Origin of the sequence: Bacillus sp. 007/AIA-02/001 (assembly GCF_004634455.1) — a bacterium.
GTDB classification, from domain to species: Bacteria; Bacillota; Bacilli; order Bacillales; family Bacillaceae_G; genus Bacillus_A; species Bacillus_A cereus.
In genome coordinates this window covers 253,588-267,111 of record NZ_SEIY01000004.1, presented here as the reverse complement: position 1 = coordinate 267,111, position 13,524 = coordinate 253,588, and the positions used below count along the sequence as shown (strand labels likewise).

Genomic DNA, 13,524 nt, shown 5'->3' with positions numbered 1-13,524 from the left:
GAAATTTATATAAGGAGAATGCCTTATGACAACACATTTCTTTGCCAGGTTAACAGGTAAGAGGGAAGTGCCTCCTGTAAATACAGAAGCTTTTGGGGTAGCAGAGTTTATTTTTAGTGATGATTTAACGAAATTGCATTACAGAGTAATACTAAAAAATATAGAAAAGGTTACATCGTGTCAAATTCATTTAGGGAAGTCTACTCAAATTGGTCCTGTTGTTTTATATTTGTATGGTCCACTGGAGCAAGGGATTAGCTTGAACGAGGGAAGTATTACTGGTGTAGTGAATGTAGAGGATTTTGAGGGACCTTTACAAGGGAAATCATTCGTACATTTACTTCAAGAAATTATTCAAGCAAATGTATATGTTAATGTCCATACGAAATCACAAAAAAGAGGAGAAATAAGAGGGCGAGTTAGAAAAGTAAAGAAATAGAGGCAAAGGCTGTCCATATGTTGGAACAGCCTTTTCTCATTATATAAGGTGCTAGTTTTAGCAATTATTGTCGGTAAATCGATATATTTTGAAAATCGCTGATATAATCTGAGTTGCGCCGATATATTTCAATAATCGCTGATATAACTCACGTTACGGTCGATATTTTTAAAAACGGCCTCGATTAATTTTTCACAGGCTGATTTTTAATAAAGAAGTCCATAACATAAAATACTTCGTCATCAGGTATTTGTATTTCAAATGTATTTTCAATTGGTTGCAACGCTTTTTTTACTTTCATATACATCCAGTACTCATCTTGTCTTCTTTTCTCTTTATCAGGGTGAGGAAGAAGGCTTTCTCCTTTTTGAAGACGGTCAACCATACAGCTCATATGCAGAATAACACCCATTAAGCTATCAGGAGTTAGCTGTAAGGAAATTAATTCCTGAATTGTATTTAATGCGTAACGAATTGTTTTGATAAGTAATGCTCCATCGTTACGCTGCATTTGTTGTTCAAGAATATCCGCCATTTTTGCATATGTTTCTTCATACGTAATTAATTCTTGAATTGGCTGAATCGCTGTGTAGTTTACGATGTCTTGGAAATGATATGTTAAGCATGGTACTTGCACATCGAAATTCGTGACGATACAAATGATGTTACGCTCTTTTTTTATGTTCTCAATCATTTTCGTTAAATCTTTTTCATGGACGATACTAATCGGAATAATTTCAATTAAGTCTTTATCAAATCGTAAATAGTTCTCTAACATTTTTTGAATAGCTAAAGCACTTCCTTCACCAGTTAAGCAAGCTGTTAAAATAACAGATTTCATTGGAGAGAGAGGTTTTTTCTTTTCTTCTTGTACGTTTAAGTAAAATGGTGTTAAATTTTTTACTGTTTCATACAGCGCATCTAATGAATAACCGAGCTGAGCTTTTCGAGCTGCTTCTAGTGCGTGTGGTGTGCTCGTCATCGAGAGAACACGTACAGGGATTTTGAACTCCGTTTCTAATATGTCACCGATATAAGCAAGTGACCCCATATCGACAAGTAAGAGAAGCCCATTTACATTTTGTAGTGTTTTCATATACACTTTCACACGTTCCAAGAAATCTTTCGGTGATTCGTGTAACGGCATATCAATACCGGTTACTTCCTCAATGCCGAGAAGTTCGTTTGCGACGTTTGCCATTTCAGTTGCGATGCCATTACCGTGTGCTAATATTAATACTTTTACTTCTGTTTGTGAGGCAGGAATTGGATCAACAACGAAGAACATTGTTAAAAAGCCAGCTTCATCAATAGGCATTGTTATTTGTAATTCTTCCTCCAGTAGTTGAATGCATTGCATAGCTACGGAAAAAGCTTCTTTATATTTCGTACGAATTTGATTTAATTGTGGGTGATGTATTTGTTTTCCGCTTTGTAAACGTTGTAGAGTTGTCTGTACATGTAAACTTAAAGCGAGAAATACTTTTTCATCAAATGTCTTAGATAAATGCTTTTCAGCAAGTTCCGCTATTTTTTCACATACGGAAACGATATTACGATCCACAATTTTAAAAACATTTTCATGGCTTGTTTTTTTTGATATTTGGTTAAAATATTGTACGAAAAAGCTTTGAACATCATTTTCTATTAGTAATTCTAATTCTTCCTCTTCAATACCACGTGCTTGAAGTTCTTCGTATTTATAATCAATATAATCGTAAATAGAAGAGCGTTTTTCATCTTCTGTTTTATGATTACTCCAACCTTCCTCACCTGTAAATACAAATGTTTCATTTGGTATTTGGTATAAGTGACGGCTCTTCCTTTCAATGAACAATCCTTCTTTCATATACCAAGGTAAATCTGTACTTGAAACATAGACAGAATCACGTTTCTTTGTGACCAAATCAGAATAGGCTTTCGCACAGGCAATTTGAACATCTGTTTTTAATTGACCAATGTTATTGGGACAATTGTAAAAGACGAAAGCACGCATTGCATTTGGGCTAACGTGAATGTCTTTTCGCAGACGAATTGCTTCATTTGTGAAAAATAGCTGTAGTAAAGCAAAGCGCTCTTTATGTGTACGCTCACGAAGTGGTGGCAGCGTAACAGTCATTGGTATACGTCTTGTAAATGTTTTTAATAAAAATGAATTTGGTTCTTCTGTTGTTGCAGTAATGATTAATACTTGTGCTTTACGTTCGTTCTCTGTTTCTCCAAGGCGGCGGTATACTCCGCGGTCAATAAAGGTGAAAAGCATTTCTTGTCCCTCTGGAGGCAGGCGATGTACTTCATCTAAGAAAAGAATTCCTTCATGTGCTTTTTCAATTAACCCTTTTTGATCACTTGCTCCTGTATAAGCTCCTTTTTTAATCCCAAATAATTGCCCGAGTAGTAACTGTGGATTATTTGCATAATCAGCACAGTTAAATACGATAAATGGTGCATCTTTTGGAAGCTGTTCAACTTCAATTGCATATTCGTGCATTAAAGAAGCAAACATAGACTTTCCGACCCCTGTTTCTCCCAGTAGTAAAGTATGCATACCGTTTGGAGGATAGAGAATAGAAGCTTTCGCTTTTTCAATTGCAATTTTAAGGCTCGTATTTTCAATTGCAAATGTATCTAATGAAGTTATGTCTTTTGAATGCGTTTCCAACGAAGTGTTCGTTTCTATGTAAAAACGAACAGGTCGCGTATTTGTTTTTAATAAACGTTTATCTTTTACAAGTTTGTTTAAATCGCTACTTACATTGGCGCGATCTAGTTGCAGAAATGTAGCGAGTTCTGATGCGGTTACACCTTCTGTATAATTGCCTTTTTGTATTGCGTTAAAAATGAGATCTATTCGTTTCATTTCTATTCACCTCGAAACTTCATCACTATTTAAAATTTTACACAAAAATGGGAAGGGTGGGAAGAGAAAAATAAAACAGCTTTAGCACATAGGCACTAAAGCTGTTACAATCTTGTGTCTTTCCAAAAATTCACCTTGAGATGAGAAGAAGGATTATAGGGAAGAAGTTTGTATCCTTGTGACTGTAAATAATCAATTACTTTTGGCAGTATTTGTACGGTTACACTCGAATCATGCATTAAAATGACTTCGACTTGTTCATCACTTTGGTTACGTACTCTTTCGAGTATGGCAGAAGGATTGTCATAGCTTTTCCAGTCGTATGTATCGATCGTCCAATCCCACATTTTATACTGGGCCGATACAAGTGCGTCACGGTAATTCTTTTTTAAGTAAGGCATACTACCATATGGAACGCGAACGAGATGTGTATTTAATTTCGTAACTTGCTGGACAATGCTTTGTGTTTGCTCCATTTCTGCAATTAAAGTGGAAGGGTCACCAGTGTAAAGGCGTTTTACATCATGTGACATGCTGTGGAGCCCGATATAATGTCCTTCTTTAATTAATCGTTGCATCGTTTTTGTGTAATGTGGCACTTTTCCGCCAATAACAAAGAAAGTTGCTTTTCCGTTCTTTTCTTTTAAGATGTTTAAAATTTGTGTAGTATATTTGTTTGGCCCGTCATCAAATGTTAAGTACGCAATTTTTTGTGTAGGAGAAGTTGTTTCAGTATTTGGATGATATTCAGCAGGAATAACAGTTGTTGCTTCAGTATTAGATGATACGTACATAGTAATCGTTAAAAATAAAATAATACATTGAAATACTCGCTTGATCATAACATTCACCCTCAGTTTGACAATCAAGATGTAAAAAAGAAAACTTGATACTTTTCTTATTATGTATATCTTTCTCCAATAGAGGAACTCTCAAACAATCTATATTTTGGAAATATAAAATGAGAATAAAAAATAGCATCCTCTTATAAGAAAGAGGATGCTATTTGAATATTTCATAATTGAAAAGGCTATACTACAATTAGTCTTCGCGTTTTTTCACTTTTTTATAAAAGGAAATGATTGGTTTGTAGCGTTCATGTACAAGCCCGATTATTTCAGCGATGATTTCTGTGAAGAAAATCAAAGCGAAAAGAAGAATAATGGATAACCATAACGTTGCACTAGTGAAAATAATGGCATTTACACTAAAGAAAATACCGAATGCGTATATAATTAGTACCGTTTTGCGATGAGAGAATCCCATTGCAAGTAAGCGGTGATGTAAATGCGATTTATCTGGTGCTGAAATAGGTTTTTTATTTACGATACGACGGATGATTGCAAATATCGTATCAAATATAGGTACACCTAAAATGATAATTGGAACGATAAAACTGAATAACGTTACACTTTTGTATAATCCAAGTAACGATATAACAGAAATACAGTATCCTAAAAATAGTGCTCCTGTATCTCCCATGAAAATTTTTGCTGGATGGAAGTTGTAGAATAAAAATCCAATTGTACTTGCTAATATAATTAATGCAAGTGGCAAGATAATAGCTGTTCCAGTACCCCATGGGCTAGTGAAGGCCATATATGCTAGCGTTGCAAGTACGATAGATGAAATCCCAGCAGATAATCCATCTAAGCCGTCAATTAAGTTGATTGCATTCGTAATACCTACAAGCCAAAATACTGTAATTGGATAAGCAAGCCATCCAAGTTCAGTATCCCCAAGGAATGGGATATATAATACTTGCACTAATAATCCACTTTTTACAATCATAATGGCAACTAACAGTTGTCCACCGAATTTTACTCTCGCAGATAACTCGTACATATCATCTAAAATTCCGATGATTACAATGATAATCGCACCTAGCGTTATCGATAACATTCTTTGTTCATATAAGCCGCCGACAACAAATCCTACAGCTACACCAATAAATATTGCCAACCCGCCAAGACGTGGCATAATCTTTTGGTGCACTTTACGTGCGTTTGGCTTATCTGTCGCTCCTATTTTAAAAGCTAATTTAATAACTAAAGGAGTAACGACGAGTACAGTGATGAAAGATGCCAAAATGGCATAAATCACTTGTGAGTCCATTAATACCCCACCCTTTATAGTCTAACGTAATTTTTTTTTGAAAATATATTTATCTGAAAATTATGATGTTTATTTACAGGCTCATAACATATGGTATCACAAAAAGATTAGAATTCAATCTTTTTTTCTTTTTACGGTTAATGGAAGCGGATAGAATATATGACAATTGTATATAGAATGTTGAATCATATAAGAAGGTTAATCGTACTGGGCTTTGGAATGTAACATTTCCTCTTTTTCTTCAATAGTGAATACTTTTATTTCAGTATTATAAGTGTTGCACGTAGAAATGAGTAAGTTTCGTGTTAAAATGTGGGAATTTATCACGCGTGACCTGGCAGCCTGATTCTCACTGATTAAGTTTTACTTTATAGTGCATTTAATTTTACAAAAACTTTAAAAAAAGTAAGGGAAGTAATTCATATAATGAAGAAGGAAAAGGGTTTTCTCATTTTTAATATGAGAGGGGGAAGCGCAGGGAGAGTTCTATATTTCATATCTTTTCTATTGTAAATTCCTGTGCGAAAAGGAAATGAAAATTACGATAGTAGGTACTGGATATGTTGGATTGATTACAGGAGTAGGATTGGCAAAATTAGGGCATTCAGTTACATGTTTTGATATAGATGATGAAAAAATTGAACGGATAAAACAAGGGGATTTACCTATTTATGAGGCCAGATTACATGAATTAATAAATTATGCATATGAGAATAATGCTTTAACTTTTACATCAAATAAAGAAGAGGCATTTGATGATGTAGAGTTTATATTTATTGCAGTTGGAACACCACCGTTATTAGATGGGACGGCAGATTTAACGTATATTCAGAGTGCTTGTGACGATATTGGATTATATGCGACGAACGATATTATTGTTGTTACGAAAAGTACAGTTCCAGTAGGCACAAATGATGTAATGAAGGGATGGATTGAGGAGAAGTTAAAAGGGAGGCATACAGTACATATCGTATCGAATCCAGAGTTTTTGCGTGAGGGTTCAGGTATTTATGATTTCTTTCATGGAGATCGTATTGTAATTGGAGCGGATAGTAAGGAAGTAGCAAGAAGAGTAGAGAGTTTGTATAGTCAATTATGCTTAGAAACGTATGTTACAGATATTAAAAGTGCGGAGATGATTAAATACGCGTCGAACGCCTTTTTAGCTACAAAGATTAGTTTCATTAATGAAATTTCAAATATATGTGAGAAGGTAGGCGCGAATGTATTGGATGTTGCCAAAGGGATGGGAATGGATAAGAGAATCGGTGCATCTTTTTTAAATGCGGGCATTGGCTACGGAGGGTCGTGTTTTCCGAAAGATACGAAAGCACTGGTACAAATTGCGGGAAATGTTGCTCATGATTTTCGTTTGTTAAAAGCAGTTATTGAAGTAAATAATAAGCAACAGCTGCTATTGATTGAAAAAGCGAAAAAAGTTATGAACATGAATAAAAAGCGGATTGCAGTTCTTGGCGCATCCTTTAAACCGAATACGGATGATATTAGAGAGGCATCATCTCTTATTATAATAGAAGCATTAATTAATATAGGTGCAGATATTGTTCTTTATGACCCAAAAGCAATTCAATATGTAAAGAATATATTTGGAGATGCTATACAATATAGTAGATGTATAGATGAATCGATTAGAGATGCGAGTGCGGTTTTTATCGTAACAGAATGGGGAGATATTCAAACTTATCCGTTAGAAAAGTACGTACAACTTATGAGGGAGCCTATTTTATTTGATGGGAGAAATTGTTATACTGATGAAGATGTTAAGAAACAAAAGATAGATTATTACTCGGTGGGAAGAAAAAGTATTTGTAATAGAAAAGTTTCTGTTATGCGTTAAAAAGGGATGTACTCATGCATATTTTTATATGTCATAATAGAAGCTGTAATTAGTGAAAGAAAAGAGGCAATCACATGACTGAACGTTTAAAAGTAATGACAATTTTCGGGACACGTCCAGAAGCAATTAAAATGGCACCTCTTGTATTAGAGTTGCAAAAACACCCAGAAAAAATTGAATCGATTGTGACTGTAACAGCACAACATCGCCAAATGTTAGATCAAGTATTAAGTATCTTTGGAATTACGCCAGATTTCGATTTAAATATTATGAAAGACCGCCAAACTTTAATTGATGTTACAACGCGTGGTTTAGAAGGTTTGGATAAAGTAATGAAAGAAGCGAAGCCGGATATTGTACTTGTACATGGTGATACAACAACAACATTTATTGCAAGTTTAGCTGCTTTTTATAATCAAATTCCAGTAGGTCATGTTGAGGCGGGCCTTCGTACGTGGGATAAGTATTCTCCATACCCAGAAGAGATGAATCGTCAATTAACAGGTGTAATGGCGGATCTTCATTTCTCACCGACAGCAAAATCAGCAACGAACTTACAGAAGGAAAATAAAGATGAGTCACGTATTTTCATCACAGGAAATACAGCGATTGACGCGCTACAAACGACTGTAAAAGAAACATATAGTCATCCTGTACTAGAGAAACTTGGAAATGATCGTCTTGTACTTATGACAGCTCACCGCCGTGAAAACTTAGGTGAACCGATGCGTAATATGTTCCGTGCAATTAAGCGTCTTGTTGACAAACATGAAGATGTACAAGTTGTGTACCCTGTTCATATGAACCCTGTTGTTCGTGAAATAGCAAATGAAATTTTAGGTGAACATAACCGTATTCATTTAATTGAGCCGCTAGATGTAATTGATTTCCACAATGTTGCAGCTCGTTCATACTTAATGTTAACGGATTCTGGTGGTGTACAAGAAGAAGCTCCATCACTTGGTGTACCAGTTCTTGTTCTTCGTGATACAACAGAGCGCCCTGAAGGTATTGAAGCAGGTACGCTGAAATTAGCAGGAACAGACGAAGAGACAATCTTTGGTCTTGCTGATGAGCTGTTATCAGATAAAGAAGCTCATGATAAGATGGCGAAAGCATCTAACCCTTACGGTGATGGTCGTGCATCAGAGCGTATTGTAGAAGCAATTTTACAGCACTTTAATAAGTAAATAAAAAAGGCCCAATCGCATAGATTGGGCCTTTTTGTTACGGCTGATTGCGCATAATCCACTCTGCATGAGCATTTGTAGAAGGTGGCGGATCAGTTGGTGTTTTATTTTGGTTTGTTGCTTTTTTTGTTTGTTCGTTAGAATTAGAATTTGAATCAGGACTTGAGTTGTTTTTTGTAGTGGGTTTTTTTGCTTTTTCTCCTAATTCTTTTTCAATTTCGTTACGCACCGTTTCTACACTGATTGGATCTGGAAGGAAGTAATAAATACCGCCTATCTTTTTGTCTTCGCCTTCAAGCTTTAACGTTTGCATTGTAGAAGGATCAAATCCAGAAAGTTTATTGTAAAGAGCAAGTCCGTCTGAAATAGGAATGTCGGTTTTTATATATTTTCCAACGACAGCTGTTAAATCTTTAATTTTAAATACAGTAGAGGTGGAGTTTAGCTTTTGGGCAACAGCGGCCAGTAATTGTCTTTGTCTAGCAGCTCGACCATAATCGCCATTTGGATCTTGCTTTCGCATACGGACATAAGCAAGTGCTTCTTCACCGTTTAAGTTTTGCTGTCCTTGCTTAAACTGAATTTTTTTGTAGTAATCCACGTCAGAGCGCTCCCAGAAATCGAAGGGTACGTCAACGGTAACACCGCCAACAGCATCAACGATACCTTTAAAGCCTTGGAAATCAATTTTAATATAATGGTCTACAGGAACTTTTAGAAAACCTTCTACAGTTTTGATTGCCATTTCCTCTCCACCGTAAGCATGGGCGGCATTAATTTTGTCTTCTTTTCCCTTTCCGACAATCGGAACGCGGCTATCACGAGGAATGCTCATAAGCGAAATCTTTTTAGTTTTCGGATTGACTGTTGCAAACATTAATGAGTCTGTACGACCATTTTGACCATCTGTCGCATAATCTTCTATACCCATAATGAGAATTGTAAAAGGTTCCTTTGTAATTTCTACATCTTCGTTTCTTAAATCCGATTTTTCACGAGTAAAACCACTATACATCCCCATAAGAGAAGAGTAAGAATTTAACACATAAACTCCTATGCTGCCAAATAAAAATGCGAAAATAAGGAAGAAGAAAAGTTTCCTTCTTCGCTTCTTTTTTATTCTGCTATTTTGGAGATGATAATAACGTTCTTCCATATATAATCTCCTTAGTTCGTTAGTTCATTTGTAGGGAAGTAATTCACTACATTAATCTTTGAAGGTGATAAATGGGTTATTCTTAGATAACATCTTGTTCTAAGTACAACATATCTCCTTCTGTAATTGTACATTTCCCGTTTGTTAATTCAATCATCCAATCTGTAAATGCTTGTTTGCCGTCTTCTTCTACATACGTATCAAATGTGACATTTTCTAGATAATGAATATCTTTAATGACATATTTTGAATTGCGTAATTCATTTTCCACTTTGCCAAGTAATGTGTAATCAATCTCGGTTTGCATCACACGCATTAGTTTTCGCTGAACAACACCGACATGATTAATGCCTTCGCTTGTACACTTTCCATATGCACGAATTAATCCACCTGCGCCAAGTTTAATGCCACCAAAATAGCGTGTTACGACGACGACGGTATCTTTTAGTCCGCGTTTTTTTAGTACCTCTAACATTGGTACGCCAGCTGTACCGCTAGGCTCACCGTCATCATTTGCCTTTTGAATATGATCTTGTTCGCCAATTAAATAAGCGGAACAATTATGTGTTGCATTCCAATGTTGTTTTTTTATTTTTTGTATAAATTCTTGAGCCTCTTCCTCAGTTGTTGCTCGGCTAATATAACAAATAAATCTTGATTTTTGAATGACGATTTCGTGTTCGCCGTAGTCTTTGATTGTAAAATATTGTAATAGCACTTGTGTACGCCCCTATCTATCAAAATGACTAGTACTTTCCATTTTAAAAGCGAGCCTTTTTATATTCAAACATTTTTTCTAAATATGCTGAAGTTTTTGGTGAGTATTTAATCTTTTTGTTGTAATTTGTCGAGATGGTAGGTATAATTTCAACCGGCATTTTCATGTATGGATGCACCATTTGTAGTTTTCGTGTAAAATTAGGAAATAAAACTTTTTATAAGGCAGGTACGAAAATGAAAATAGCTATTGTTACTGATAGTACGGCATATATACCGAAGCAAATTCGTGATGAACTCAATATATATATGATTCCATTAAACGTTGTGTTTGGAACAGAATCTTATCAAGAAGAAGCTGAAATTTCAGCAGATGATTTTTATGTGAAAGTACGTGAACAAGAGGAACTTCCAAAAACTTCTCAACCAGCAATCGGAAAGTTTGTTGAGCTATATGAAGAACTAGCTAAAGATTATGATGCAGTTATTAGTATTCACCTATCAAGTGGAATTAGTGGTACATATCAAACATCAACAACAGCTGGACAGATGGTAGAAGGTATTGATGTATACACGTATGACTCTGAAATTAGTTGTGAAGTACAAGGATTTTATGTGCGTGAAGGTGCAAAGTTAGCAAGTGAAGGAAAGAACCCAAAAGAAATTATCGCTCGTTTTGATGAAATGAAGAAAACGATGGACGCCTATTTTGTAGTTGATGATTTACATCATTTACAACGTGGTGGTCGATTAAATAGCGCGCAAGCTTTCATCGGCAGTCTGTTACAAGTGAAGCCAGTTTTATATTTTAGAGATAAAATCATTATTCCGTTTGAAAAGATTCGTACACGTAAAAAAGCATTAAAACGTATCATTGAAATTTTTGATGAGCAAGCAAGTAAAGGTGTACCTATGGAAGCAGTTATCATTCATGCGCAACGTGAAGAGGAAGCGCATGAATGGAAGAAAGAATTAGAAGCAAAATATCCTCACGTCACAATTCGTACAGGTTATTTTGGAGCTGTAATTGGTACGCACTTAGGTGAAGGTGCATTAGGTCTTGGATGGTATACGAAGTAATAAAGATATAAAAAGCTCTCTTTTTAAGAGGGTTTTTTTACGGGTATGTTACGTTTAGTTGACAAGTTAATATTTGGAAATGGTAAAATGTACGTAAAATAAAATAATGAGGAAAGTTTTATAACTTACTTTTTACAAGAAACTATATTATAATGGAAGAGAGGTGAAACATATGGAGCATAATTCTTGTTTATGTCCAAAGTTTGAGTCAGCTTTTACTCTGCTTAGTAAGAAGTGGACTGGCTTAATTATTAAATCTTTGCTTGAAGAGTCGAAACGTTTTAGAGAAATCGCAGATATTATCCCAAATATGAGCGATCGTATGTTGTCAGAGCGTTTGAAGGAATTGGAAAGCGAGGGCATTGTAGTTCGTAATGTCTATCCAGAAGTACCAGTTCGAATCGAGTATGGCTTAACTGACAAGGGAAAAGCGTTAGAAAGTGTTATGGATGAGGTCCAAAATTGGGCTGAGAAATGGATGAAGTAGCATTTCATCTGTATTCGTATATTTAATAAAACGTAAGGAATTCCTTACGTTTTTTCTTTGTTTATAGAAGTGAGAAAAGTATATAAATTTCTACACATACATACAAAAATATACGCATTTTGCGCTAGAGCTACATATAATATTACATTTGTTTTACAAAAACGTAACATTAGCAAAAAAAATCCCGAATTATGGTATAAATTTTATAGGTTATATACGGAAAAAGAAAAAAGAAAGCGGTGTAAAAAATAAAATGAAAAAGCTAAAAATGGCATCTTGTGCATTAGTTGCAGGATTAATGTTTTCTGGGCTAACACCAAATGTATTTGCAGAAGATAAAATTTCTGACGTGAAATCACAAATTAACACACAAAATGACACTTTACATAAACAACAACAAGAACGTGATGAATTACAAAAGCAAATGAATGACTTAAACAAAACAATTCAAGGTTTAGATAAATCTGTTCAAGAGAATGCTGCAAAGCTTGATGAAACAATGAAAAAAGTTGCTGATACTGAGCAATTAATTGAAAAGAAAAATAAAGATATTGCAGAATTACAAACAAAGATTGCAAAACGTGAAGAGCTATTAAGAAAGCGTTTAGTTGCACTTCAAGAACAACCAAATACGAACGTTGTAACAGAAGTTCTTGTAAACTCTAAAAACGTTGCAGATTTAGTTGATCGTTTAACTTCTGTTTCTAAAATTCTTGAGTCTGATGAAGATATCATGAAAACACAACAAGAAGATCAAGCTAGTGTGAAAAAAGATGTTGCAACGGTAAAAGAGAAACAAAAAGAATTAAAAGAAGCACAAGCTCAAATTGAAACTGCTAAGAAAGAACTTGACGCTGAAAAAGAGAAAAAAGCAACAGCGGTAAACGATTTAAGCGGTAAAATGGATACAGTTGTAACTTCAATGACAAGTACGGAAGGTCAATTGAAAGAGCTTGAGAAACAAGCGTTACAATTACAACGCATTGCAGAAGAAGAAGCACAAGCAAAAGCTGCACAAGAAGCTGCTGCTCAAAAACAAGCAGAGCAAGCTGCTAAAGCTGCGCAAGCTCAACCAGCACAAGCACCTGCAGAGCAAGCTGCACCAGCAAACAATGGTGGACAAGCTCAAAAAGAAGAACCTAAAAAAGAGGAACCAAAAAAAGAAGAGCCTAAGAAAGAAGCACCTAAACAAGAAGAGAAAAAGCCAGCTCCAACACCAGATTCAAATCCGACTCCGGGCGTAATTGGTAAGGCAAAGCAATACTTAGGTATGCCATATGTTTGGGGAAGTGCATCTCCATCAAACGGTGGTTTTGATTGTAGTGGATTCATTTCTTACATCTTTGGTGTAGGTCGTCAAGACGTTAATGGTTACTGGAATTCTGTTTCAAAAGTAAGTAGCCCACAACCAGGAGATTTAGTATTCTTCCAAGGTACTTATAAAGCAGGTCCATCTCACATCGGTATTTACGTTGGTAATGGCCAAATGATTCATGCTAGTGATAAAGGAATTGCGTACGGTGATATTAACAGTTCGTATAACCAAAAACATTTCTTAGGATACGGTCGATTCTAGGATTTATAAAAGAATAAAAAACGTGTATAAAGTCGATAGCTTACTA

Annotated in this window: 11 protein-coding genes; 6 read left to right on the top strand and 5 right to left on the bottom strand. The window is 35.3% G+C overall.

The window, feature by feature from the left end:
- Window positions 1–25 precede the first annotated feature (25 nt).
- Window positions 26–439, top strand: a complete 414-nt coding sequence (gene exsM, locus ES895_RS13025; protein ID WP_000207046.1) for an exosporium regulatory protein ExsM — start codon at window positions 26–28, stop codon at window positions 437–439.
- A 184-nt stretch (window positions 440–623) separates the two neighbouring features.
- On the opposite strand, the gene ES895_RS13020 is transcribed toward exsM, so the two are convergent.
- The 3 genes from ES895_RS13020 to ES895_RS13010 all read right to left on the bottom strand — a co-directional run bounded on the left by ES895_RS13020 (window position 624) and on the right by ES895_RS13010 (window position 5,414).
- On the bottom strand, window positions 624–3,299 hold the full coding sequence (locus ES895_RS13020) for a sigma-54-dependent transcriptional regulator (protein ID WP_000820967.1): 2,676 nt from the start codon (window positions 3,297–3,299) through the stop codon (window positions 624–626).
- A gap of 104 nt (window positions 3,300–3,403) precedes the next feature.
- Entirely contained in the window at window positions 3,404–4,141 is a 738-nt protein-coding gene (locus ES895_RS13015) for a polysaccharide deacetylase family protein (protein WP_000597152.1), read from the bottom strand.
- Window positions 4,142–4,340: 199 nt separating this feature from the next.
- On the bottom strand, window positions 4,341–5,414 hold the full coding sequence (locus tag ES895_RS13010; RefSeq protein WP_000378319.1) for a glycosyltransferase family 4 protein: 1,074 nt from the start codon (window positions 5,412–5,414) through the stop codon (window positions 4,341–4,343).
- A 532-nt stretch (window positions 5,415–5,946) separates the two neighbouring features.
- On the opposite strand from ES895_RS13010, the gene ES895_RS13005 reads away from it, so the two are divergent.
- On the top strand, window positions 5,947–7,272 hold the full coding sequence (locus ES895_RS13005; RefSeq protein ID WP_135238394.1) for a UDP-glucose dehydrogenase family protein: 1,326 nt from the start codon (window positions 5,947–5,949) through the stop codon (window positions 7,270–7,272).
- Between the two features lie 74 nt (window positions 7,273–7,346).
- On the top strand, window positions 7,347–8,462 hold the full coding sequence (gene wecB / locus ES895_RS13000; RefSeq protein ID WP_000140145.1) for a non-hydrolyzing UDP-N-acetylglucosamine 2-epimerase: 1,116 nt from the start codon (window positions 7,347–7,349) through the stop codon (window positions 8,460–8,462).
- 37 nt (window positions 8,463–8,499) lie between these two features.
- On the opposite strand, the gene ES895_RS12995 is transcribed toward wecB, so the two are convergent.
- On the bottom strand, window positions 8,500–9,618 hold the full coding sequence (locus tag ES895_RS12995) for an LCP family protein (RefSeq protein ID WP_000392785.1): 1,119 nt from the start codon (window positions 9,616–9,618) through the stop codon (window positions 8,500–8,502).
- Window positions 9,619–9,700: 82 nt separating this feature from the next.
- On the bottom strand, window positions 9,701–10,336 hold the full coding sequence (locus ES895_RS12990) for a YigZ family protein (RefSeq protein WP_000926666.1): 636 nt from the start codon (window positions 10,334–10,336) through the stop codon (window positions 9,701–9,703).
- Window positions 10,337–10,572: 236 nt separating this feature from the next.
- On the opposite strand from ES895_RS12990, the gene ES895_RS12985 reads away from it, so the two are divergent.
- The 3 genes from ES895_RS12985 to ES895_RS12975 all read left to right on the top strand — a co-directional run bounded on the left by ES895_RS12985 (window position 10,573) and on the right by ES895_RS12975 (window position 13,478).
- On the top strand, window positions 10,573–11,415 hold the full coding sequence (locus tag ES895_RS12985) for a DegV family protein (protein WP_002103834.1): 843 nt from the start codon (window positions 10,573–10,575) through the stop codon (window positions 11,413–11,415).
- 172 nt (window positions 11,416–11,587) lie between these two features.
- A complete protein-coding gene (locus ES895_RS12980) occupies window positions 11,588–11,902 on the top strand; it encodes a winged helix-turn-helix transcriptional regulator (RefSeq protein ID WP_000400857.1) in 315 nt (104 codons plus the stop codon).
- A gap of 148 nt (window positions 11,903–12,050) precedes the next feature.
- Entirely contained in the window at window positions 12,051–13,478 is a 1,428-nt protein-coding gene (locus ES895_RS12975; RefSeq protein ID WP_044584985.1) for a C40 family peptidase, read from the top strand.
- Window positions 13,479–13,524: the final 46 nt, after the last annotated feature.